A 21,619-nucleotide genomic window follows, 5' to 3' on the forward strand; every position below is an offset into this window, starting at 1 on the left:
TGTGAGTACGAGCCCTAAACACCCCTCCCACCACGCCTTCCGTCCCCACCCCCACACCACCCCCACAAACCCCCACACCCCCCCACAAACCCCCACGCCTGCCGCAGACCCCGCGGCCGCGCCCCTGCGGAGCTTGCGTCCGCGGACGCCGGGTGCTATCTACGACGGCTCATTCGGGCGGCGAGGCCGGGTCGAAGGACCCGGGGCATGCCCAACCGCCCCGTCACACTGCCATCCGAAAGGACCGAAATGCCCAAGCTGAAGACCCATAGCGGCGCCAAGAAGCGCTTCAAGGTGACCGCGAACCGCAAGGTGAAGGCCCAGGCGGCGTTCAAGCGCCACTGCCTCGAGCAGAAGAGCCCGAAGATGAAGCGCCAGGCGCGCGGCACCATGGTGCTGCACGACGCGGATGCGCGCATCATCCTCAAGAACTTCCTCGTCAACGCTTGAGCGGGGAGACTGAACCATGGCTCGTGTCAAGCGGGGCGTCACCACCCACGCCCGCCACAAGAAGATCCTCAAGCTCGCCAAGGGCTATCGCGGTCGCGGCTCGACCAATTTCCGCATCGCGATCGAGAAGGTCGAGAAGGCGCTGCGCTATGCGTATCGCGACCGGCGCAACCGGAAGCGCGACTTCCGCGGCCTCTGGATCCAGCGCATCAACGCGGCTGCCCGCATCCACGGCCTGACCTATTCGAAGTTCATGAACGGCATCAAGCGCGCCGGCATCGACGTGGACCGCAAGGTCCTGGCCGACATCGCGGCGCGCGAGCCGGCCGCCTTCAAGGTCCTGGTCGACAAGGCCCAGGCCGCTCTCACCCAGGCCGCGTGACACGACCCTCGGGTCGTGACGACAGCGGAACGAAAAGGGGGCCGGCCCGTCGGGCTGGCCCCTTCTTTGTTTGCATGAGGACGCGATGACTGCTCTCGACGGGCTCAAGAACGAGCTTCTGGCCCAGATCGGCGACGCCGCCGACCTCGCCCGCCTCGAGGAGGCGCGCGTGGCCGCCCTCGGCAAGAAGGGCCGGGTCACGGCGATGATGAAGGAGCTGGGCGGGCTGTCGCCCGATGAGCGGCGCGAGCAGGGGCAGGCGCTGAACGCGCTCAAGGACGAGGTCGCCGCCGCCGTCGAGGCGCGCCGCGCCGTCCTCCAGGCCGATGAGCTCGACCGCCGCCTCCGGGCCGAGCGGGTCGACGTGACCCTCCCGGTCCGCCCCGAGGTCCAGGGGCGCATCCACCCCATCAGCCAGACCATGGACGAGCTGGTCGCGATCTTCGCGGAGATGGGCTTCTCCGTCGCCGAGGGGCCGGACGTCGAGGACGACTTCCACAACTTCACCGCCCTCAACTTCCCGCCGGGCCATCCCGCGCGGGAGATGCACGACACCTTCTACCTGCCCGATGCGGCCCCCGGGGACGACGGCGAGCGCAAGCGCATGCTGCTGCGCACCCACACCTCCCCGGTCCAGGTCAGGACCATGCTGACCGCGACGCCGCCGATCCGCATCATCGCGCCGGGCCGGACCTACCGGTCCGACTACGACATGACGCACACCCCGATGTTCCACCAGGTCGAGGGGCTGGTGATCGACGAGAAGAGCCATATGGGCCACCTGAAGGGCTGCCTCGTCGACTTCTGCCGCGCCTTCTTCGACGTGGACGACCTGCCGCTGCGCTTCCGGCCGAGCTTCTTCCCCTTCACCGAGCCCTCGGCCGAAGTCGACATCGGCTGCTCGCGCAAGGGCGGGGAGCTGAAGCTCGGCAACTACGGCGACTGGTTGGAGATCCTCGGCTGCGGGATGGTCCATCCCAACGTGCTGGAAGCCTGCGGCATCGACAGCACCCGCTACCAGGGCTTCGCCTTCGGCATGGGGATCGAGCGGATCGCGATGCTGAAATACGGCATTCCCGACCTCCGGACCTTCTTCGAGGCCGATCTGCGCTGGCTGAAGCATTACGGCTTCGTCCCGCTCGACATCCCCTCGGTGGCTCGCGGCCTGACGCGTTAAGGAAGCGGAACGATGAAGATCACCCTGTCCTGGCTGAAGGACCACCTCGAAACCGAGGCCGGCGCCGACGCGGTCGCGCAGCGGCTCACGGCGCTCGGCCTGGAGGTCGAGGAGGTCGTCGACCGCTCCCGCGACCTGGCGGCGTTCAAGGTGGCGCGGGTCGTCTCGGCGGAGAAGCACCCGAACGCCGACAAGCTGAGGGTCTGCACCGTCGATACCGGGTCCGAAACGGTTCAGGTCGTATGCGGCGCCCCCAACGCGCGCGCCGGCATGAAGGGCGTCTTCGCGCCGGTCGGGACCGTGATCCCGGGGACGGGCGACTTGCTGAAGAAGGGCGTGATCCGGGGGGTCGAGTCCAACGGCATGCTGTGCTCGGAACGCGAGATGGGCCTGTCGCAGGAGCATGACGGCATCATCGATCTGCCCGAGGACGCGCCGGTCGGCGAGCCCTTCGCCCGGCTGTTCGGCCTGGACGACCCGCTGATCGACATCTCCCTGACCCCCGACCGGGCCGACTGCGCGGGCGTGCGCGGCATCGCCCGCGACCTGGCGGCGGCCGGCATGGGGCGCCTGCGCCCGCTCGACTACGCGCCGGTGCCCGGCGCCTTCGCCAGCCGCACCGCGGTGACGCTCGATTTTCCGGACGGCGACACGACGCCGTGCCCTCTGTTCCTCGGGCGCTCGATCCGGGGCGTGCGCAACGGGCCGAGCCCGCGCTGGCTGCAGGACAAGCTGGCCGCGATCGGGCTGCGGCCGATCTCGGCGCTGGTCGACATCACCAACTACATGACGCACGACCTGAACCGCCCGGCCCACGTCTTCGACGAGGGCAAGCTGCGGGGCGGGCTGAGCCTGCGCTTCGCGCGCCCGGGCGAGACGCTGGACGCCCTGAACGGCAAGGCCTACGCGCTCGAGGACGGGATGACCGTCATCGCCGACGGTTCCGGCGTGCTCAGCCTCGGCGGCATCATGGGCGGCGAGAGCACCGGCTGCACCGAGCAGACGACCGAGGTCTTCCTGGAGATCGCGCTGTTCGACCCGATCCGCACCGCGCAGACGGGACGCCGGCTCGGCGTCGAGAGCGACGCCCGCTACCGGTTCGAGCGCGGCGTCGACCCGGCCTTCGCCTTCGAGGGGCTGGAGATCGCGACCCGGCTGATCCTCGATCTGTGCGGCGGCGAGGCGAGCGAGCCGGTGGTCGCGGGCGCCGTCCCCGACCATCGGCGCACGCTCACCCTGCGCCCGGACCGCGTGCTGACCCTGGGCGGCGTCGAAGTGCCCGCCGACCGGCAGCTTTCCATCCTGGCCGAGCTCGGCTTCCGGCCGGAGCGCGGCGCGGACGGGCTGATCCACGCCGTGGTGCCGAGCTGGCGCGCCGACGTCCACGGCGAGGCCGACCTGGTCGAGGAGGTGCTGCGGGTCTGGGGCTTCGACCACATCCCCGCGACCCCGCTGGAGCGGACGGCGACCGTGTCCCGGCCGGCGCTCGACGAGCGCCAGCGGCGCGTCGGCGCGGCCAAGCGCGCCCTGGCGGCGCGCGGCCTGTTCGAGGCGGTCACCTGGTCGTTCATGGACGGCGCGCGGGCCGAGCTGTTCGGCGGCGTCCATCCCGGGCTGAGGCTGCTGAACCCGATCAGCGCCGATCTCGACGTGATGCGGCCCAGCATCCTGGCGAACCTGATCCAGGCGGCCGGCCGCAACGCCGACCGCGGCTTTCCCGACCTCGGCCTGTTCGAGGTCGGGCCGGCATGGCGCGACCCGTCTCCCGGCGGGCAGGACACCGTCGCGGCCGGGCTGCGCGCGGGTGCCGCCGCGGCGCGCGGCTGGGCGGGGCCGCAGCGCCCGGTCGACGTGTTCGACGCCAAGGCCGATGCCCTGGCCGTCCTGGACGCGGCCGGGGCGCCGAGCGCGAACCTGCAGGTCACGGCCGATGCGCCGGGCTGGTATCATCCCGGCCGCTCCGGCGTGTTCCGGCTCGGCCCGACGGTGCTGGCGCGCTTCGGCGAGATCCACCCCGCCGTGTCGGAGGCGCTGGGGGTCAAAGGGAGCATCGTCGGCTTCGAGGTCCTGCTCGATGCCGTTCCCATGCCCAAGCGGCGCTCCGGGACGGCGCGCCCGCTGCTCCGGCTCTCGCCGTTCCAGCCGCTCGAGCGCGACTTCGCCTTCATCGTCGGCGAGGACGTCGAGGCCGACCGCCTGGTCCGGGCCGCGCGCGGCGCCGACAAGGCGCTGATCGCCGACGTCGCCGTCTTCGACGTCTATCGCGGCCCGGGGCTGGAGCCCGGCACGAAGTCGGTGGCGCTCTCCGTGACCCTGCAGCCGCGCGAGCGCACCCTGACGGAGGAGGAGATCGAGGCGGTCGGCGCCCGCGTGGTCGCCGCCGTCGCCAAGGCGACCGGCGCCGTCCTGCGGCGCTGAGCGCGCTTGCGCGCACCCTGCGTCCCCCGCCTGGGCGGGGGACGCAGGGCGACGGTCAGATCAGGTATTCGTCGAGCGCGAACTCGTCGTTGGACAGGGTCCCGTTCTGGTCCTCGTCCCAGGTCGCGAACAGCTCCTCGTCCATGAACTCGTTGCGGTCGAGCATCTGGTTGCCGTCCTGGTCGAGCTGGGCGAAGAGCTGGCCGCCCCCCTCGTCCATGCAGGCCGTGAACTCGTCGCTCGTCAGCATGTCGTCGCCGGTCTGGTCCCATTCGTCGAACAGCGAGTCGGAGACCTCGAGGAACTCGCCGTCGCCGATCAGGCCGTCGCCGTCCGTGTCGAAGGTGGCGTAGGAGGGGCAGGCCGCGGCGGTCTGGGCGGCCGTTTCCCCGCCGAACATGTCGTCGAGGCCGAGTTGTGCGCAGCCGCTCGCGGTGAATGCGGCGAGGATGGCGATCATGGGAAGGCGGACCATGCGATTTCTCCCTTCTCCTGGGTTGGCCGGGCGCTGAAGACGCGCTCCGCGTGCCAAACCGCCGCTCGGTTGAAACGTTCCTCATCCCTCATGGGAGAGCACCCCGAGCGCCCCGTTTTGTCACGAGCGCTCGCACCCGTGGTGCTGGCAATAGGAGGTCCGGGCGGACGGCATCCGACCGTCCCGGACACCTGGTTCCCACCACCGATGGATCCCATGTTCCGAGCCCTGCTCACGCTCGTCCTGCTGGTCGCCTCATTGCTGTCGGCACCCCGGGCCGACGCCGAATCCGTGACCGCATCCTTCTCCAGGGCCGTCGGAGGCTGGGAGAAGGTGCTGAACCGCGCCGCCGAGCGGCTCGACGGCCGCGACTTCGCCGACGCCGATCTCGAGGCGCTCCGGGGCGAGCTGTCGGCCGTGTTCAACGAGGCGCGCGCGGCCGGCGCGGCCGCCAGCGGCAGCCTCGCCCAGACCCGCCAGCTCCTCGACGCGCTCGGCCCGGCACCGGCCGAAGGGGCCGGGACCGAGTCGCGCGAGGTCGGGGCCGAGCGCGGGCGCCTCGCGGGCGAGCTGGCGGTGCTGGACGGGCGCGTGCGGCAGGCCGAGCTGGTCGCGACCCGTGCGGACATCCTGATGCGCACGGCCACCAACCTGCGCATGGACCAGTTCAAGCAGAACCTGCTCAAGCGGGAGCGGCTGCCGGTCTCGATGGAAACCTGGAAGGAGGTGCCCGCGCAGCTGACCTTCCTCGGCGACCGCATGCGCCGCGCGATCGTGCTGGCGCTCGGGTTCGACGCCTGGGACTACCGGCTCTCCGGGCTGGGCGCGCTGGCGCTGGCCTCGCTGGGCTTCGCCTGGACCGGGCGGCGCTGGCTGCTTCGCCGCTGGGGCCATCGCCCAGTCGCCTCGCCGCCCGGCTACCGCCAGAAGGTCGTCGCCGCGGCGGTCGAAGCCGTCGCGCGCTGCCTGCTGCCGGTCGTGCCCACGCTCGCGACCTCGCTCGCGGTGCTGGCCATGCTCGGCGGCGATGCGGCGCTGGCGCCGCTGGTCGCCGCCGTCACCGCCGGCAGCGGCGGCCTCGTCTTCTTCTTCCTGATCTCCGGCCTCGCCCGGGCGACGCTCGCTCCCGACCACGCCGACTGGCGCCTGGCCGAGATCGGCGACGACTGCGCCCGGCCGATGGCGCACCGGGTCACGGTCTTCGCCGCCGGGCTGGCGGTCGCCGGGGGCGTCTTCACGATGTTCCAGCTCCAGCTCGCCCCGCCCGAACTGGCCGCGGTCGCCGGCTTCGCGGTCCAGCTCGTCGCGACGCTGACGCTGTTCCCGCTGCTGCCGAGCCGCTTCTGGAGCCCGGAGGCCGGCGAGGGCGGCTGCGGCTGCGAGCCGGAGGCGCCGGCCGAGGACGCCGGGACCGGCCCGGTCGCGACCTTGCGCCAGCAGTCCCGGCGCGGCCTGCGGCTGCTCGCGGCGCTGACCGCGGTCTCGACCCTGGCGGCCTCGGCGGCCGGCTACCACAACCTGTCGGTCTACGCCGCGACCCTGGCGCTGGCGGCGCTGGCGCTCGGCGGCATGCTGCTGCTGCTGCGCGGCGTGCTGCGCGAACTGGTGTCGCTGCTGGTCGAGGAGCAGTCCGGGCCGATCGCGTCGATCCGGCGCACCGTGATCCGGACCGACAGCGGGCTGAAGGCCTTCGACTGGGTGACCCGCTCGCTGCTCGACATCGTGCTGCTGGGCGTCGGCCTCGTCGTCCTGCTGCCGCTAAGCGGGATGGACTGGGCCGAGCTGCGCGGCCTCGCCGAAGGGATCTGGCGCGGCGTGACCATCGGCGGCATCCGCATCGCCCCGGCCGACATCCTGACCGCGGCCGCCAGCTTCGCCATCGTCGTCACCGTGACCCGGTTCGTCCAGCGCCAGCTCGACGAGCGCGTGCTCCAGCGCCTGCAGATCGACCGGGGCGTCCAGCATTCGATCCGGACCGGCATCGGCTATCTCGGCGTCGCGATCGCGCTGCTGGCGGCGGTCGGCTCGCTCGGCCTCGACCTCTCGAGCCTGGCGCTGATCGCGGGCGCGCTGTCGGTCGGCATCGGCTTCGGCCTGCAGGCGGTGGTCAGCAACTTCGTCGCCGGCCTGATCCTGCTGGTCGAGCGCCCGATCAAGGTCGGCGACTGGGTAGTGGTCGGCGACAAGGAGGGGCTGGTCAAGCGCATCAGCGTCCGCTCAACCGAGATCCAGACCTTTCAGCGGGCTTCCGTCATCATTCCGAACTCCGAGCTGATCTCGTCCTCGGTGCTGAACTGGACGTTCAAGGACAGGTTCGGGCGCGTCGAGATCCGGGTCGGCGTCGCCTACGGCACCGACCTGCGCAAGGCACGCGACCTGCTGCTGTCCTGCACCGTGGGCGACCGGCGGATCAGCCGCACGCCGGCGCCGATGGCGGTGCTGCGGGACTTCGGGCCGAGCGCGCTGGAGTTCGAGCTGCGGTGCTTCGTCGGCGACGTCGACAACTCGCTCGCGGTGCAGAGCGACCTGCGCTTCGCGATCGCCGACGCCTTCGCCCAGCACGGGATCGAGATCCCCTACGCCCAGCAGGTCGTCCACATGCCGCAGATCGAGGCGTTGCGCGCGCTCGCCGAGAGCAGGTCGTTGGCGAAGGCTGTGGCCGTCCCGGACGAGCCCGCCAACGACAAGCCGGCACTCAGGGCCGGCGGCATGGCCTAGTCGGCGCCCTGCTTCGTCTCGTCGGTCTGGTGGCGCATGATCAGCGGCATCTGCAGGGCGCTGAACAGCAAGGTCAGCGGCATGATGCCGAAGACCTTGAAATTGACCCAGGCATCGGTCGCCATCGTGCGCCACACGACCTCGTTCAGCACGGCGAGCACGACGAAGAAGCAGGCCCAGCGCAGGCTCAGCTTGCGCCATCCCTCCTCGTCGAGGCTGAGCACGGTGCCGAGCAGCGGCTTCAGCACGTTGCGGCGCAGCGCCAGCCCGGCGAACAGCACCGCGGCGAACAGCAGGTTGACGACCGTCGGCTTCAGCTTGATGAACAGCGCGTCGTCGAGCCAGACGGTCAGCCCGCCGAACAGCAGCACGAAGAAGCACCCGACCAGGGGCATGATCGGCAGCCGCCGCTCCAGGTGCCAGGAGAACAGCAGCGAGACCGTGGTCGCGGCCATGAAGACGCCGGTGCCGGCGATGATGCCGGCCTGGGCGTTGGTGACGAAGAACGCGGCCAGCGGCCCGCCTTCGACCAGGAGTCGGATAAGGGGTGTCACGCGCTAGTGATAGCCGACCCGGGCGCCGGCATGAAGTGCGAATGAGGGCGGCGGGGCCATCTTCGTCTCCTGGCAGGAAATGTTGGAATTTTGGCGTTGCTGCCAAAGGGGAGGGCCGGCGATGCTGTGGCCATGCCTTCGCCCCCGTTCGCGTCCCCGAAAGCCGCCGTGCTGGCCTATCCCGACGTCCAGGTCCTGGACGTGACCGGGCCGCTGCAGGTCTTCAGCCATGCCGGCCTGTCGGTCGAGGTGATCGGGCTGGAGGAAGGGCCCTTCGCGTCGTCCTCGGGCATCCGGCTCGTCGCCGACCGCGGCTTCCGCGACGTCGACCCGGCTTTGCACGGGCTCGACACGCTGCTGGTCGCGGGCGGGTCGGGACACGAGGCGGCCGCCCGCGATCCGGACCTGCTGGCTTGGCTGCGGGCCATGGCGCCGCGCGTCCGGCGGATCGGGTCGGTGTGCACGGGGGCGTTCGTCCTCGCGGCGGCCGGCCTGCTCGACGGACGCCGCGCCGTCACCCATTGGCAGTGGTGCGACCGGTTCAGCGCCGCGCATCCCGGCGTGCGGCTGGAGCCGGACGCGCTGCACCTGCGCGACGGCAACGTCTACAGCTCCGCCGGGGTGACCGCCGGCATGGACCTGGCCCTCGCCATGGTCGAGGAGGACCAGGGCCACGCGGCCGCGCTGCGCGTCGCCCGCCAGCTCGTCCTGTTCCTGAAGCGCCCCGGCGGCCAGTCGCAGTTCAGCGCCCATCTCGCCGCCGCCGCGCCGGAAGGCGGCCCGGTCCGGCGCATCCAGGACTGGATCGTCGCCAATCCGGTCGCCGACCTGCGGGTGGAGGCGCTGTCGATGCGCGCCGGCATGAGCCCGCGCAACTTTGCGCGCGTGTTCCTGCGCGAGGCCGGGACCACGCCCCAGAAATTCGTCGAGCACGCGCGCCTCGACGCGGCGCGTCGCCGGCTGGAGCTGCTGCGCGAGCCGGTCGAGCGGACGGCCGAGGCGTGCGGCTTCGGCACCGCCGAGACGATGCGCCGGGTGTTCCTGCGCCGCCTCGGCCTGACGCCCCAGGATTACCGGTCGCGCTTCCGCGACCTGCCCCCGACCCATCCCGCCCCGGAGAACGACGCCGATGTGGCTCCTGCGTGAGGGCCGCGACGCCCTCGTCCTTTCGATCGCCCAGGCGCTATTCTGGGCGGGACTGATGATGAGCATCACCTTCACGGGACTGGTCGGGCTGAGCCTGGCTCCGTCGCCGTCCCTGGCGACCCTCCCGGTCGCGCTGCTGACCGTCGCCAACATCGCCGCCGCCGGGCCGATCTCGCTGCTGATGCAGCGCCTCGGCCGCCGCGCGGGCTTCGCGCTCGGTGCCTTCGCCGGGGCCGCCGGCGGCTGCGTGGCCGCCCTGGGCATCGCCCAGGGCAGCTTCCTCGTCTTCTGCATCGGCAACCTGCTCCTCGGCGCCTTCCAGGCGGCGAGCCAGTACTACCGCCTGGCGGCCGCCGACGAGGTCGCGCCGGAGCGCCGCGCGCGCGCGGTGTCGGTCGTGATGGCGGGCGGCGTCGCCGCGGCCCTGATCGCACCCCCGCTCGCGGTGTGGACCAAGGACCTGCTGGGCACGGCCCAGTACGCGGGCTCGTTCCTGGGGCTGGCGGCGCTCGCCGTCGCGACCCTGGTCCCGCTGGCCTTCCTGTCCGCCCGCCGGCCGGCGGCGGCCGGCGGCAACGGGCAGGGCACAGCGCCGGCCCCGCGCCCGCTCGCGGCCATCCTGCGCCAGCCGATCTTCATCGCCGCCTTCGTCAACGTCGCCGTCGGGCACGCGGTCATGGTCCTGGTGATGCACGCCACGCCGCTCGCCATGGTGGCCGCCAGCCACGGGGTCGCGGACGCCGCCGACGTGATCCGCATCCACGTGCTCGGCATGTTCGTGCCGTCCTTCTTCTCCGGCCGGCTGATCGAGCGGTTCGGCGCGTCGCGCGTCGCGGTCCTGGGCGTCGCGGCGCTGGCCGCCAGCGTCGCCTCGTCGGCGACCGGCCTCGGCTACGGGCACTTCCAGGCGGGGCTGCTGCTGCTCGGCATCGGTTGGAACTTCCTGTTCGTCGCCGGCTCCACCCTGCTGACCCGGTCCCATGCGCCGGAGGAGCGCGGCCGTGTCCAGGGCGTGTTCGAGATGGCCGTCGCCGCCTGCGCGGCGGCCGCTTCCTTCGGCTCGGCCGGCCTGCTCCACGTGCTGGGATGGCAGGCCGTCAACCTGGGTGCCCTGCCGCTGCTCCTGCTGGCGCTGGTCGTGACCGCCTGGTACGCCGCCCGCACGCGCACGCCGCGCATGGCGTGACGCCCGTTCAGCCCCGGGACGCGATGAGGGCCGCCGAGCCCATCATCAGTCCCGCGGCGGTCCGGTTCACGACCCGCATGCGTCCGGGCGAACGGACGAACGCCCGGGCTTTCGACGCCGCCGCCAGATAGGCCGCCTGCACGGACAGGTCGATCAGGAGGCCGAGCGCGAGGATGATCGCGATCTGAGGCCCGGACAAGGCGGTCATGTCGAACACATGGGGAAGGACCGCGCCGAAGAACACGACGGCCTTGGGGTTTCCGAGCGTGATCGCCGCTCCGGCCAGCAGCCCGCCTCCGCCGGCGCGCGGGGCCTCCGCCCGTCCGTCGGGCCGGGAGCGCCACAGCATCCATGCGACGAAGACGAGATAGCCGACGCCGAGCCATTTGACGGCCAGGAAGACGCCTTCGAAGCGCAGCGCCAGGGCCGAGAGGCCGAAGACGGCCGCGCACAGCCAGACCGCGTTGCCCGAGACCATCCCGAGCAGGAAGGGCACGCTCGACGCCCCTCCCCGCGACAGCACCTGGGCGATCAGCGCTCCTTGCGCCGGGCCCGGAATGGCGGCGGCCAGGGCGAACGGAACGACGAACAGCCAGAGGGCGGCGAGGTCGATCATGCGGTGGTCCCCCCGAGTTCGGATCTCGCCACTACGGCATATCGGCGGGCTTCGGGCAAGGGCATGGCCGGACCGGCGCCTGCGGCCTTCAGGCGAATCTCAGCGCGGCGCCGCCACCCGCGACCAGCAGGGCGGCGACGATCCTGGGACGGCCGAACGGCTCCTTCAGCAGCACCGTCCCGATCAGCGCCGCGAAGACGACGGAGACCTCGCGTAGGGCCGCGATCGGGGCGATCGGCGCCTGGGCCATCGCCCACAGCACGATGCCGTAGGCGCCCAGGCTGGCGCCGCCACCGCCGAGCGCGCGCCGCCAGTGCCGGCGCGCATGGTGGAGGATGCGGCCCCTCGACAGCGCCAGCGCCATCAGGCAGGGCGGCAGCGCGTTCAGCAGGAAGAACCAGGTCACGTAGCCGGCCGGCGCTCCCGAGGCGCGGCTGCCCAGGCCGTCGAGCAGCGTGTAGCAGGCGGTCGCGGCGGCGGTCGCGAGCGCGTATCCCGTCGCCCGCAGCGGCGCCCCCGGGCTGAAGCCCAGCGCCAGGATGCCCGTGCTGATCAGCAGGATGCCGGCCCAGCCCACGGGCGACAGGGGTTCGTCCAGCCACAGCGTCGCGGCGACCGCGACCATCAGCGGCGGCGTGCCGCGCATCACGGTGTAGACGTGGCCGAGGTCGCCGACGACGTAGCTGCGGGCCAGCAGGCCGAAATAGACCGCATGCACCGCGACCGAGCCGGCGAGCCACGGCCATGCAGCCGGGGCGGGCGGGGGAACGACGACGAGCAGCGGCACGGCCGCCAGCGCCGCGCCACCCCACACGAGGGCGAGGTCGGACACCGGGTCGCCGCCTCCCTTGACCATCGCGTTCCAGCCGGCATGGAGCAGGGCGGCCAGCAGGACCAGGAGAACGACGTCGGGTGGGAGCGGCACGGGCACGCGGGGGTGAATGCGGCGGGGGAGCGATCATCGCTCCCCCGGCCCCCCGGTTCAAGGGGCGGTGCCGTGGCAGGCGATCACCCGGACGCCGCGGCCCCGGTCGTCGACCTCCACCAGGTCGCTCACCAGCGCACCGGTTTCCCGGCGATAGATCACGCACATCGCACCGACCCCGACGAGCACGTCGACGAGGTCGAAATGCAGCTCCTCGTTCCGCATGCCGATCGCGAAGTTCTCCCGCACCCGCTGCTTGCCCTCGAGGCGCCCGTCCTCGATGCCCCACCGTCTGACGATCAGTGGCGAGACCAGCACGACGTCGTCGGCGTAATGCTCCATGACCGCGTCGAGATCTCGTCGGTTCCAGGCATCGCACCACGCCTCGGCATGGGTACGGGCGCTCTCCGGCGTCACTTGCGTCATCGGGAATACTCCTCGTCTCGTTCGAGCCGGGGCTGCAGGCCGCGCGCGACGACCTCCGCGAACCGGGCCGCGGGCATCTCGAGGTGGGTGCAGGCGACGGGTATGGTGAGCGGCGCGTGCGCCAGGAGCGGCGACCAGTCGAACAGCGCGTCGGGCACGCGGCGTTCGCCCTCCTGGGCGGTCGCGCGGAAGAAGACGAGATCCACCGACGACCGGGGCGGCCGGTAGGCCCGGCCGATCCGGATGCAGTTCTCGACCACCGAGGCCATCCGCTCCGCCTGGGCCAGGGTGAAATCGGGCGAGACCAGGCCGCGCGCCCGCGCCGTCTCGACCAGGCCGGTGAGCGTCGATATCCCGCTCCGGTCGTCGCCGGGCTCCGGCGGTCCCAGGATCTGGTTCGCGAGCGCTGCGACGACCTCCGCCGGCGACAGCCCGGGCGCGTCCCGGAAGATGCGCGGCAACGGGGTGTCGAGCAGGGCGAGCAGCTCGACCCGCTCGCCGGCGCGGTCGAGCTGATGGGCCATCTCGTAGGCGACGAGGCCGCCGAACGACCAGCCGAGCAGCCGGTAGGGCCCGCGGGGCCGCAATTCGCGGACCGCCTCGACGTAGCAGGCGGCCATCGTCTCGACCGACTCGGCCAGCGGTTCGTCCGGCTCCAGGCCCGAGGCCTGCAGGCCGTACATCGGCTGGTCGGTGCCAAGGCACCTGCTCAGCGGCACGTAGCGGAACGCGCTGCCGCCGGCGGGGTGGACGCAGAAGACCGGCGCCCGCGTGCCGGAGGTCTGCAATGGAACCAGCGCGCGGTAAGGCGACTGCCCGCCGCCGCTCCGGATGCCGTCGGCGAACGTCTCGATCGTCGGGCGGTCGAACAGGGCGCGGAGCGGCAGGCGGGCCGAGAACGCCTCGTTGCAGGCGCCGATCAGCTCGACCGCGAGGAGGGAGTGGCCGCCAAGGGCGAAGAAGTCGTCCTTGATGCCGATCGGCGACACGTTCAGCACCCGCTCCCAGATCGCCTGCAGGGTCAGCTCGTTCCGGTCCCGAGGCGCGACGTAGTCTCCGGTCTGCTGCCGGGCAGACGGCGCCGGAAGGGCGTTCCGGTCGAGCTTCCCGTTCGGCATCAGCGGCAGGGTGTCCATGACCACGATCGCCGTCGGGACCATGTACTGGGGCAGGTTCCGTCTCAGATGCGCACGCAGTTCGCCTGCCGTCGGCGCCTGCCGCCCGGTGCCGGCTCCTGCTCCGGTCGCGGCGTAGCCGGTCAGCCGCTTCTCCCCGGCCGCGTCTTCCCGAACGACGGCCACGGCCGCCTCGACGCCCGGATGGGACGTCATCGCCGCCTCGATCTCGCCCAGCTCGATCCGGTAGCCCCGGACCTTCACCTGATGGTCGAGGCGTCCCAGGAAATCCAGGTTCCCGTCCGCCAGCCAGCTGACCAGGTCGCCGGTACGGTAGAGCCGCTCGCCGTTCCCGAAGGGGCTTGGGACGAACCGCTGCGCCGTCATGCCCCGGCGGTGCAGATAGCCCCGGGCAAGCTGCACGCCGCCGATGTAGAGTTCTCCGGCCACGCCGATGGGCACTGGCTCCATGCCTTCGTCGAGGACGTAGGCCCGCATGTTGCCGATCGGGCGGCCGATGGGAACCGATCCGTCGTGCCGCGGCGCGCAATGCCAGCATGTCATGCCGATCGACGCCTCGGTCGGGCCGTAGACGTTGCTCAGGCGCGCAGCGCTCCGGTCGAGGAACATGCGCACCGTGTCGGGCGGCAGCGTCTCGCCGCCGCACAGCACCTCGCGCAGGCCGGTGCACCGGGCGAACTCACCCGAATCCAGGAGCACCCGCAGCATCGAGGGCAGGAAATGCGTGACGGTCACCTCCCGCGTCGCGATCGTGGACGCGAGGTGGGACGGGTCCAGGTGGCCGCCGGGCCGCGCAAGCACCGTCGCCGCACCCGAGACGAGGGGCCACAGCAGTTCCCAGACCGACACGTCGAAGCTGAGCGGCGTCTTCTGGAGCACCCGGTCCGACGGGCCCAGGCGATAGGTCCCATCCATCCACAGCAGCCGGTTGACGATGCCGGCATGGGGGATCATCACCCCCTTCGGGCCGCCGGTCGAGCCCGACGTGTAGATGACGTAGGCGAGGTTCGCGGGCGTGGCGCCGCCATCGAGGGCGGTCGCCGGGCGGCGGTCGATCTCCTCCGCGTCGTGGTCGAGCCGGACCACGCGGGCCCGATCGGGCAACGGGTCGATCGCCCCCGCATGGGTCACCAGGACCGGCGTGCGCGCGTCCTCCAGCATATGGGCGAGGCGCTCGCGCGGGTATCCCGGGTCCAGCGGCAGATAGGCGCCGCCCGCCTTCAGGATGCCGAGCACGCCCACGACCATGTCCAGGGAGCGTTCCACGCACAGCCCCACGACGACGTCGGGCCCGATGCCCAGCGCCGAGAGGTGATGCGCGAGCCGGTTCGAGCGGCGGTCGAGTTCACCGTAGGTCAGGTACTGCTCCTCGAAGACGACCGCGACGGCGTCCGGGGTCGCCGCGGCGTGCTCGGAGAACAGCTCGTGAAGACAGCGGTCCTGCCGGTAGGCGGTGGCCGTGTCGTTCCATTCGACCAGCAGCCGGTCCCTTTCGGCCCCGGTCAGGAGGGGGATCGTGTCGGCGCGCCGCGCCGGCTCGGCGGCGATTCCCTCCAGCAGCTTGCCGTAGTGCCCCGCCAGACGCCCGATCGTGTCGCGGTCGAACAGGTCCGTCGCGTATTCGAAGGAGCCGTGCAGCCCGTCGGCGGTTTCCCGGATCGAGAGGGAAAGCTCAAAGCGCGTCGTCGCATGCGCCGCCGGTTCCACGCTCAGCCGCAGGCCCGGAAGGTCCGGCAGCCGTTCGCGTGCGGTCTCCAGCTCGAACACCGACTGAACCAGCGGCGGGCGCGACGGGTCGCGGTCGGGCTGCAACGCCTCGATCAGCGTCTCGAAAGGCAGATCCGCGTGTGCCCGCGCCCCGGCCAATGCCGCGTCCGCTCGGGCCAGCAGCTCCGGGAAGCCCGGCCCGCCGGACAGGTCGACCCTGAGGGCCAGCATGGTCTCGAACGGCCCGACCGGACCGCCCGGTCCGGACTGCGGGTATCCCGTCGCGGGGATGCCGACGATCACGTCCTCCTGCCTGCCGTGGCGCGACAGCAACAGCGCGTATGCCGCCAGCAGCACGGCCTCCAGCGTGGTGCGCTCGTGCCGGGCCAGTTCGGCGAGGCGTGACGACGTGTCCGCGCCGAGGAAAAAGGGGACCGCCGCTCCCCGGAAGCCCTGGACGGAGGGACGGGGCCGGTCCGTCGGCAATGCCAGGGCGGCGGGAGCGCCCGCCAGCCGCGTCTTCCAGTAGGAGGCCTGCCGCGCCGCCTCCTCTCCCCCGAGCCAGGCGCGTTGCCGGGACGCGTGGTCCGCGTATTGCGACGGCGGGGGCAGGGAGGGTGGCCGGCCCTCGACACGGGCCGCATAGAGGGCGGCCAGTTCCCCGATCAGGACCCGTACGGAGCGGGGGTCCGCGGCGATCCTGTGCGCGTTCAGCAGCACGAGATGCTCCTCGGGACCGATCCGGACCAACCGGGCCCTGAACGGCGGGCCCGCGGCGAGATCGAACGGCCGCTCGATGTTCTCCCGTACGAGGCGGCGGGCCTGCTCCGCGCCCTCGTCCGGCCCGAGGCCGGACAGGTCGGTCCGGTCCAGCCGGAACTCCGCCGGGTCGCCGACCACCGGAACGGGCCGCCCGGCGGCCGTCTCGAACCGCGTCCGGAGACTTTCATGGCGCCGTACGACCTCGCCCAGGCCGGCCTCCAGCGCCTCGGCGTCGAGCGGGCCTTCCAGCCGCAGGGTCACGGGCAGGCCGTACGCGGTACCCGCGTGGCCGAACTGCTCCAGGAACCACAGCCGCTCCTGGGCGGGGGACGCGACGGCAGCTTCGCCGTACCGCCGCGTCGTGGACCTCGTCGCGTCCATGGTCCGGGTCATCGATCCGTCCGGGTCAGCGGGGTTTGCCGGGTTCGGGCGTCTTCTCGTCGTAGTCGGCGAGCAGGCGCTCGCCCTCGCTTCCGGTCCGACGACGCCAGTCGGCGATCGACTGCGTCGCGGCGGCGTGCAGGACCTGCATCATCTCCGCCGGCGGCTGCTCGTCGATGACGACGCCGTTGCTCCGCATGGTCGCGAAGTTCCGCTCGACCCGGCCCGCGATTGCCGCCCAGTTGCGCTCCGTGGTCTCCCGAGCCGCTGCCTCGATTTCGGCGCGGGTGGCGTCGTCGAGGGCATTCCATGCCTTCAGCGAAACCGAGGCGAAGCTGAGCGGAACGGCGTAGACGATGCTGGAGAAATGGCGCAGATGCCGCCAAAGCTGGCGGCCGGCCCCGCCGTCGCCCGAGGACAGGACGGCGTTGTATTCTCCCGATGCGAGCCTGGGTTCGAGGTCGGAGAACGAAATCACGTTCGCGGTCGTCGCCACCCGGGCGAACAGGTCCATGCTGGTCTGGTCGTAGGTGCGGATTCGCAGCGCCCGCAGCGCGTCGGCCGAGTCGACCGGGCGGTCCGACCAGAGCCCGGTCGGAGGCCAGGGCGTCACGTAGAGCAGCTTCTGGTTCCGCTCCGCGAACAGCTTCTCGTAGGTGGGGCGGGCCACCTCGTAGAGCGTACGGGAATCCTCCACCGAGGAGGTCAGGAAAGGCAGCGAGGACAGCAGGAAGAAAGGGCTCTCGTCCGCGAGCGCGCCGCCGAAGCTGTTCGCCATCGCGTGGCGTCCGTCGCTCACCGCCGCGAGCTGCTCGCGGGTGCGCAGGCCGGACTTCGCATCTGGGATCGGCTCGATCACGACCCGGTCGCCGATCCTGCGCTCCACCGCCGCCGCGAAGGACGCGTCGGCCTCCGCGGTCAGCGATGTCGCCGGATACTCGTTGATCAGCGTCCAGACCACGTCCTGCGCGGCGGCACTTCCCGTGAACGCCGCGACCAGCATCACGGCGGTGAATCGCAGTACGGACTTCATGCGGGAACCCTCCCATGGGAGGAGGAGCGGCGCGTGCCGGATCGCCCGGCACTCCGTCCTTCCTCGTCCAGCTTGGCACTCAGCCATTCGGAAACGTCGGCCAGGGCTTCGGCGGAGATCTCGTGGCCGATCGGGTATTCCCGATGCGTGAGGTCGACCCCGAGTTCCTCCAGCCGGGCCCGCATCCTGCGGCCGACCGCGATGGGCACGATCGGGTTCTCCGTGCCGTGGCCCATGAAGAACGGCAAGCCGGTCAGCGCCTCCGGGGGCGGGAGAGCGGCCGCGATCTTCGGAAGGATGCGCCCGTTGACGTTCGCGCATCCCGCGATCAGCGACGGTCGCGTCAGGGCGATGCTCAACGCCATCGTGCCGCCCTGGCTGTGACCGAGAAGATAGAGGCGCTTCGGGGCATGTCGGGCTGCGAGCGCCTCGACGAACGCCGTCAGCGTGCGCAGGCTCTGCGCCTCCTCGTCCGCGTTGATCCTGGGAGCTTCTCCCGGCACCAGGTCGAAATAGAACCATCGGTAGGCACCGGGGCCGATCCGCAGCGGCGCCCGGACGGCGACGACGGACAGCCGGGGGTCGAAGCCCTGCGTCAGATCGAGGAGGTGGTTCTCGTATGTCGCGAACCCGTGGAGCAGGAGCAGCACGGGAGCGTCGGCGGCATCCGTCCGCGCCGGCTCGCGCGTGACGTAGGAAAGACCGTGCATCATCGGCATCGGGCTACGCTCCACCCACATTCTGGGCCACGTTCCGGGCCGCGTGGGCGCCGACCGCCTCGCTGACGAAGGCGACGAACTCACCGACGGTCGAGAACCTGGTGTTGGCCACCGACGCGTCGTCGAAAGTCAGGCCGTACCGGTCCTCGATGATCACAAAGGTCTGCAGGAAGGCCAGGGAGTTCACTCCGAGCCCGCCCGCGCCGATGGGGGTGGCGTCGTCGATGGTGTCGGCGGCGGCTTCCTGCCTCTTGGCCTTGAGCAGCGTCTCGATCGCGAAACGCCGCACCTCGTCCGTCTTCATGATGGCCTCCGGGGTCGAGATCACGCGGTGGGTTCCAGTACCGTCGGCAGGGCCTCCAGGGAGGCCCGGATATCCTCGTCCGTCACCTCCACGTCCTCCATCTGCCCGTCCAGGTACTGGGCGTAGGCGGACAGGTCGAACATCCCGTGTCCGCTGAGGCAGAACAGGATGACGGGAGCGGTGCCCGCGTCGCGCGCACGCGCGGCCTCCTGGATCGCCGCATGCACGGCATGCGCGGATTCGGGGGCGGGAAGGATCCCCTCCAGGCGGCTGAATAGGACGGCGCTGGCGAACACGTCGGTCTGCGGATACGCGACGGCCTCGATCAGCCCGTGGTGACGCAGCGCGCTGACGAGCTTCGAGCACGCGTGGTAGCGCAGGCCCCCGGCATGCATCCCGGCCGTGCGGAAGCGATGGCCGAGCGTGTACATCTTCTGGAGCGGCGTGATGCCCGACCCGTCGGTGTAGTCGTAGCGGTAGACCCCCCGCGTCAGTTTCGGGCAGGCACTCGGTTCGACGCTGATGCACCGGACCTCGGAGGTTCCGCGCAGACGGTCCTGCAGGAAGGGGAAGGCGATGCCGCCGAAGTTGCTGCCGGCCCCCAGCGAGGCGATCACCACGTCCGGCCGGATGCCCAGCCGCTCCGACTGCGTGCGGGCTTCGAGGCCGATGACCGTCGAGTGGAGGATCGAGTAGGATTCGCCGCTGCCGACGCTCAACTGGCTGCCGTCGTTGGCCAGCGCATCCTCCAGCGCCTCCGTCACGGCGAAGGCGATGTTCCCGGCATCCATCCGGCCTTCGTTCAGGAGCCGCGCGCCGGATGCGGTGTCCGGGCTCGGGCTCGGGACGACGTCGGCGCCGTAGACCTGCATGATCGTCTTCCGGTACGGCTTCTGCCGGAAGCTGGTGCCGACCATGTAGACTTTGCACTCCAGGCCGAAGGCCTGACAGCCTATGGCGAGCGCCGTTCCCCATTGGCCGGCACCCGTGCCCGTGACCAGCCGCTTCGCGCCGGCGGCGGCGTAGTAGTAGGCCTGGGCGATCGCGGTGCTGAGCTTGTGGCTTCCGCTGGCGTTGCCGCCCTCGTACTTGAACCAGATCTGCGCCTGGGTGCCGAGGCTTCGCTCCAGGCGTTCGGCGCGGATCAGCGGCGTCGACCGCCAAGCGCGGTAGCGGTCCCGCACCTCGGGCGGAATGGGAATGTTCCGCTCCCTGCTGGTGCTCTGCCTGACCAGCGCCAGCGGCAGCTGCAGCTTGAGCTGCTCGTCCGATGCCGCCGAGGATTCCGGCGGCAGGTCGGGTGGCAGGTCGAACGGAAGATCGCCGAGGATATTGTACCAGTGTGTGGGGATGTCGTTCTCGTCGGATGAAACCTGCATGTCGTCCCCTCGCATGTCGCGTCAAGGTTCGGGTCATCGCGGCGACGAAGCACGAGCCTTTCGTGCCGAAGGATTGCAACGGCGCCGTCTTCTGAAGCGCAGGCTGTTGAAGGCGAAATGTTGGCTAAATTAAATCGGAGTGTGACTGGATCGAGGCTCGGTCAAAAAATAAAAACCTATTGAATTCTTTCGCATTCGGATTCGATCTTTCTGGAATATTTGGCTATGAACAGCGCTGGGAGTCAATGCAAGTTTTGGTGCCTCACCTTTTCGGCGAGTACATTGAGAGTTCATTGATAAAATTGTTTCATCTGCGCCAAGCGCCAATGAATATTTCCGTATTCGGAATGCCGGCGGCGGTCACCGGCCGCCGGAGAGCGGAGTCCGCGAAAGCGACGCCTGCGGCCGGACGCGCAACCGGCTCGCCAGCGGGGCCATCAGTTGCGGCGACAGGTAGATCGGGAACTGGCTCAGGGCGAAATACAGCCAGACGAGATCCGGCAGGACCCCGCCGGTCGCGGCCAGCATCAGCCCCATGTTGCGCTGCGAGGCCATGAGGCCGAGCGCCAGGGCACGGTCGTGTCCCGCCCGGGCGAAGAGCAGCGCGCTCAAGCCGAGCACGGCGAAGAACACCAGAAACGCCAATGCCGCCAGCCCGATCGTGAGCGCCGGCGCCGCAAGGAACTCGGCGGCGACGTTCTCCATGACCGCAGTCACGAATACGAAGAGCACGAGGACGTTGAGGCCGTTGATCTCCGCCTTGCGGTGCTCGATCGCCTCGACGCCGACGATCCGGCGGACGGCGAAGGCGACGAGAGCCGATCCCGCGAGGATCGCGAGCAGCTTGAGGCCGAGCGCCAGCGGCGCCAGCGTCAGCACGGGTCCGACGAACGCATGGACCAGGAAGGGGGCGGTGAAGGGGATCAGCGTCGTGCTCGCGATCAGGGCGACGAGGACGAGCGTCGCGTCGAGCCCGATCAGCGCCGCGAGCGCGGGTGCGGCCATCATCGGCGAGGCGACGGCCTGCAGCATCAGCGCGAGGAAGAGGTCCGGCGAGCGGGTATCGAGACCGGCCGCGAGGCAGACCGCGCCGAACAGCGCCGGGATCGCCAGCATCGTCCAGGCCGTCGCGCAGAGCACGAGGCCCGGCCGCTCGACATGGCTGCGCAACGCGGCCGTGTCCACGCGCAGGAAGGCGATGCACAGCAGCACGAAGATCGCCTCGGTGACGAAGGGCTTCAGCAGCGCGCCGACCGGCGGCACGGCGATGCCGACGAACACGATGGCGGTTATGGCTCGTGTTCCTTGCCGGCCGAGCCATGCCAAGGCCCTGGCCGGAGCTTCGATGGCGGACATCCGCGGAACTCCGATCGGCGCGGCTCGTGCGCCCGGCGATCAGGCTACGCCGCGGCTGGCCGTGCCGGAAGGTCCATTCTCGGTTGAACGGAGAGGCCGGCCGCTACAGGAAGGCGACTTCCGCGAAGCTGCGGAGCTTGCGGCTGTGCAGGCGCTCCAGTCCGTTGCGGCGCAGCAGTTCCATCGCCAGCACGCCGATCTTCAGGTGCTGGTCGACCCGTTCCCGGTAGAAGCGGTTGGCCATGCCCGGCAGCTTGATCTCGCCGTGCAGCGGCTTGTCGGAGACGCACAGCAGCGTGCCGTAAGGCACCCGGAAGCGGAAGCCATTGGCGGCGATCGTGGCGCTTTCCATGTCGAGGGCGATCGCCC

The 21,619-nt window shown here is 71.0% G+C and carries 18 protein-coding genes and 1 pseudogene; 7 read left to right on the top strand and 12 right to left on the bottom strand.

Annotated elements, in window-relative coordinates:
* Window positions 1-249: 249 nt before the first annotated feature.
* From rpmI to pheT, 4 genes are all read left to right on the top strand, one after another.
* Window positions 250-450: a 50S ribosomal protein L35 gene (gene rpmI / locus VGO20_RS11445; protein ID WP_327502474.1), complete on the top strand. Its 201-nt coding sequence runs from the start codon at window positions 250-252 to the stop codon at window positions 448-450.
* Window positions 451-466: 16 nt separating this feature from the next.
* Complete coding sequence (rplT, locus tag VGO20_RS11450) at window positions 467-832, top strand: 50S ribosomal protein L20 (RefSeq protein ID WP_327502475.1); 366 nt, start codon at window positions 467-469, stop codon at window positions 830-832.
* Between the two features lie 85 nt (window positions 833-917).
* Window positions 918-2,009 (top strand): phenylalanine--tRNA ligase subunit alpha, encoded by a 1,092-nt coding sequence (pheS, locus tag VGO20_RS11455; protein ID WP_327502476.1) that lies wholly within the window; start codon window positions 918-920, stop codon window positions 2,007-2,009.
* 12 nt (window positions 2,010-2,021) lie between these two features.
* A complete protein-coding gene (gene pheT, locus VGO20_RS11460) occupies window positions 2,022-4,427 on the top strand; it encodes a phenylalanine--tRNA ligase subunit beta (RefSeq protein WP_327502477.1) in 2,406 nt (801 codons plus the stop codon).
* A gap of 55 nt (window positions 4,428-4,482) precedes the next feature.
* Here the strand turns inward: pheT and VGO20_RS11465 are convergent, their stop codons facing one another.
* Window positions 4,483-4,902 (bottom strand): EF-hand domain-containing protein, encoded by a 420-nt coding sequence (locus tag VGO20_RS11465; protein WP_327502478.1) that lies wholly within the window; start codon window positions 4,900-4,902, stop codon window positions 4,483-4,485.
* Between the two features lie 216 nt (window positions 4,903-5,118).
* Here VGO20_RS11465 and VGO20_RS11470 point away from each other — a divergent pair, with 216 nt between their 5' ends.
* Window positions 5,119-7,620 (top strand): mechanosensitive ion channel domain-containing protein, encoded by a 2,502-nt coding sequence (locus tag VGO20_RS11470; RefSeq protein ID WP_327502479.1) that lies wholly within the window; start codon window positions 5,119-5,121, stop codon window positions 7,618-7,620.
* Here VGO20_RS11470 and VGO20_RS11475 read toward each other — a convergent pair.
* Window positions 7,617-8,174 carry a septation protein A gene (locus VGO20_RS11475; protein ID WP_327502480.1) on the bottom strand — a complete coding sequence of 186 codons (558 nt, stop codon included), beginning with the start codon at window positions 8,172-8,174 and terminating at the stop codon, window positions 7,617-7,619. The genes VGO20_RS11470 and VGO20_RS11475 overlap by 4 nt on opposite strands.
* 132 nt (window positions 8,175-8,306) lie before the next feature.
* Between VGO20_RS11475 and VGO20_RS11480 the strand changes: the two genes are divergently transcribed.
* Complete coding sequence (locus VGO20_RS11480) at window positions 8,307-9,320, top strand: GlxA family transcriptional regulator (RefSeq protein WP_327502481.1); 1,014 nt, start codon at window positions 8,307-8,309, stop codon at window positions 9,318-9,320.
* Window positions 9,304-10,506 carry an MFS transporter gene (locus tag VGO20_RS11485; RefSeq protein ID WP_327502482.1) on the top strand — a complete coding sequence of 401 codons (1,203 nt, stop codon included), beginning with the start codon at window positions 9,304-9,306 and terminating at the stop codon, window positions 10,504-10,506. The genes VGO20_RS11480 and VGO20_RS11485 overlap by 17 nt, the downstream gene beginning before the upstream one ends.
* Window positions 10,507-10,513: 7 nt before the next feature.
* Here VGO20_RS11485 and VGO20_RS11490 read toward each other — a convergent pair whose 3' ends face one another.
* From VGO20_RS11490 to VGO20_RS11535, 10 genes and pseudogenes are all read right to left on the bottom strand, one after another.
* Complete coding sequence (locus VGO20_RS11490) at window positions 10,514-11,122, bottom strand: LysE family translocator (protein WP_327502483.1); 609 nt, start codon at window positions 11,120-11,122, stop codon at window positions 10,514-10,516.
* An 88-nt stretch (window positions 11,123-11,210) separates the two neighbouring features.
* A complete protein-coding gene (locus VGO20_RS11495) occupies window positions 11,211-12,047 on the bottom strand; it encodes an EamA family transporter (protein ID WP_327502484.1) in 837 nt (278 codons plus the stop codon).
* A gap of 57 nt (window positions 12,048-12,104) precedes the next feature.
* A complete protein-coding gene (locus VGO20_RS11500) occupies window positions 12,105-12,473 on the bottom strand; it encodes a YybH family protein (RefSeq protein ID WP_327502485.1) in 369 nt (122 codons plus the stop codon).
* Window positions 12,470-16,471: a non-ribosomal peptide synthetase gene (locus VGO20_RS11505; protein WP_327502486.1), complete on the bottom strand. Its 4,002-nt coding sequence runs from the start codon at window positions 16,469-16,471 to the stop codon at window positions 12,470-12,472. Before VGO20_RS11505 ends, VGO20_RS11500 begins: the two co-directional genes overlap by 4 nt.
* A 13-nt stretch (window positions 16,472-16,484) precedes the next feature.
* The gene (locus VGO20_RS11510) at window positions 16,485-17,492 is read right to left on the bottom strand and encodes a TRAP transporter substrate-binding protein (RefSeq protein ID WP_327502487.1); all 1,008 of its coding nucleotides are present in this window, start codon (window positions 17,490-17,492) and stop codon (window positions 16,485-16,487) included.
* On the bottom strand, window positions 17,489-18,211 hold the full coding sequence (locus tag VGO20_RS11515; RefSeq protein ID WP_327502488.1) for an alpha/beta hydrolase: 723 nt from the start codon (window positions 18,209-18,211) through the stop codon (window positions 17,489-17,491). The genes VGO20_RS11510 and VGO20_RS11515 overlap by 4 nt, the downstream gene beginning before the upstream one ends.
* Before the next feature lie 4 nt (window positions 18,212-18,215).
* Window positions 18,216-18,515 carry an acyl carrier protein gene (locus VGO20_RS11520; RefSeq protein ID WP_327502489.1) on the bottom strand — a complete coding sequence of 100 codons (300 nt, stop codon included), beginning with the start codon at window positions 18,513-18,515 and terminating at the stop codon, window positions 18,216-18,218.
* Window positions 18,516-18,535: 20 nt separating this feature from the next.
* On the bottom strand, window positions 18,536-19,894 hold the full coding sequence (locus VGO20_RS11525; RefSeq protein WP_327502490.1) for a TrpB-like pyridoxal phosphate-dependent enzyme: 1,359 nt from the start codon (window positions 19,892-19,894) through the stop codon (window positions 18,536-18,538).
* 360 nt (window positions 19,895-20,254) lie between these two features.
* Entirely contained in the window at window positions 20,255-21,250 is a 996-nt protein-coding gene (locus VGO20_RS11530; RefSeq protein WP_327502491.1) for a hypothetical protein, read from the bottom strand.
* 103 nt (window positions 21,251-21,353) lie between these two features.
* Window positions 21,354-21,619: pseudogene (locus VGO20_RS11535) on the bottom strand (AMP nucleosidase); the annotation flags it as partial.

The organism is Arenibaculum sp. (genome assembly GCF_035998295.1).
In the GTDB taxonomy this organism is placed as follows: Bacteria; Pseudomonadota; Alphaproteobacteria; order Azospirillales; family Azospirillaceae; genus DASYHS01.

What these genes read in the sequence shown, in the direction of transcription:
- VGO20_RS11490 (WP_327502483.1), bottom strand. Translation starts at nt 11,122, where the DNA reads ATGATCGACCTCGCCGCCCTCTGGCTGTTCGTCGTTCCGTTCGCCCTG.
- pheT (WP_327502477.1), top strand. Translation starts at nt 2,022, where the DNA reads ATGAAGATCACCCTGTCCTGGCTGAAGGACCACCTCGAAACCGAGGCC.
- VGO20_RS11465 (WP_327502478.1), bottom strand. Translation starts at nt 4,902, where the DNA reads ATGGTCCGCCTTCCCATGATCGCCATCCTCGCCGCATTCACCGCGAGC.
- VGO20_RS11510 (WP_327502487.1), bottom strand. Translation starts at nt 17,492, where the DNA reads ATGAAGTCCGTACTGCGATTCACCGCCGTGATGCTGGTCGCGGCGTTC.
- VGO20_RS11515 (WP_327502488.1), bottom strand. Translation starts at nt 18,211, where the DNA reads ATGCCGATGATGCACGGTCTTTCCTACGTCACGCGCGAGCCGGCGCGG.
- VGO20_RS11480 (WP_327502481.1), top strand. Translation starts at nt 8,307, where the DNA reads ATGCCTTCGCCCCCGTTCGCGTCCCCGAAAGCCGCCGTGCTGGCCTAT.
- rpmI (WP_327502474.1), top strand. Translation starts at nt 250, where the DNA reads ATGCCCAAGCTGAAGACCCATAGCGGCGCCAAGAAGCGCTTCAAGGTG.
- VGO20_RS11520 (WP_327502489.1), bottom strand. Translation starts at nt 18,515, where the DNA reads ATGAAGACGGACGAGGTGCGGCGTTTCGCGATCGAGACGCTGCTCAAG.
- VGO20_RS11525 (WP_327502490.1), bottom strand. Translation starts at nt 19,894, where the DNA reads ATGCAGGTTTCATCCGACGAGAACGACATCCCCACACACTGGTACAAT.
- VGO20_RS11470 (WP_327502479.1), top strand. Translation starts at nt 5,119, where the DNA reads ATGTTCCGAGCCCTGCTCACGCTCGTCCTGCTGGTCGCCTCATTGCTG.
- VGO20_RS11530 (WP_327502491.1), bottom strand. Translation starts at nt 21,250, where the DNA reads ATGTCCGCCATCGAAGCTCCGGCCAGGGCCTTGGCATGGCTCGGCCGG.
- rplT (WP_327502475.1), top strand. Translation starts at nt 467, where the DNA reads ATGGCTCGTGTCAAGCGGGGCGTCACCACCCACGCCCGCCACAAGAAG.
- VGO20_RS11485 (WP_327502482.1), top strand. Translation starts at nt 9,304, where the DNA reads ATGTGGCTCCTGCGTGAGGGCCGCGACGCCCTCGTCCTTTCGATCGCC.
- pheS (WP_327502476.1), top strand. Translation starts at nt 918, where the DNA reads ATGACTGCTCTCGACGGGCTCAAGAACGAGCTTCTGGCCCAGATCGGC.
- VGO20_RS11505 (WP_327502486.1), bottom strand. Translation starts at nt 16,471, where the DNA reads ATGACCCGGACCATGGACGCGACGAGGTCCACGACGCGGCGGTACGGC.
- VGO20_RS11500 (WP_327502485.1), bottom strand. Translation starts at nt 12,473, where the DNA reads ATGACGCAAGTGACGCCGGAGAGCGCCCGTACCCATGCCGAGGCGTGG.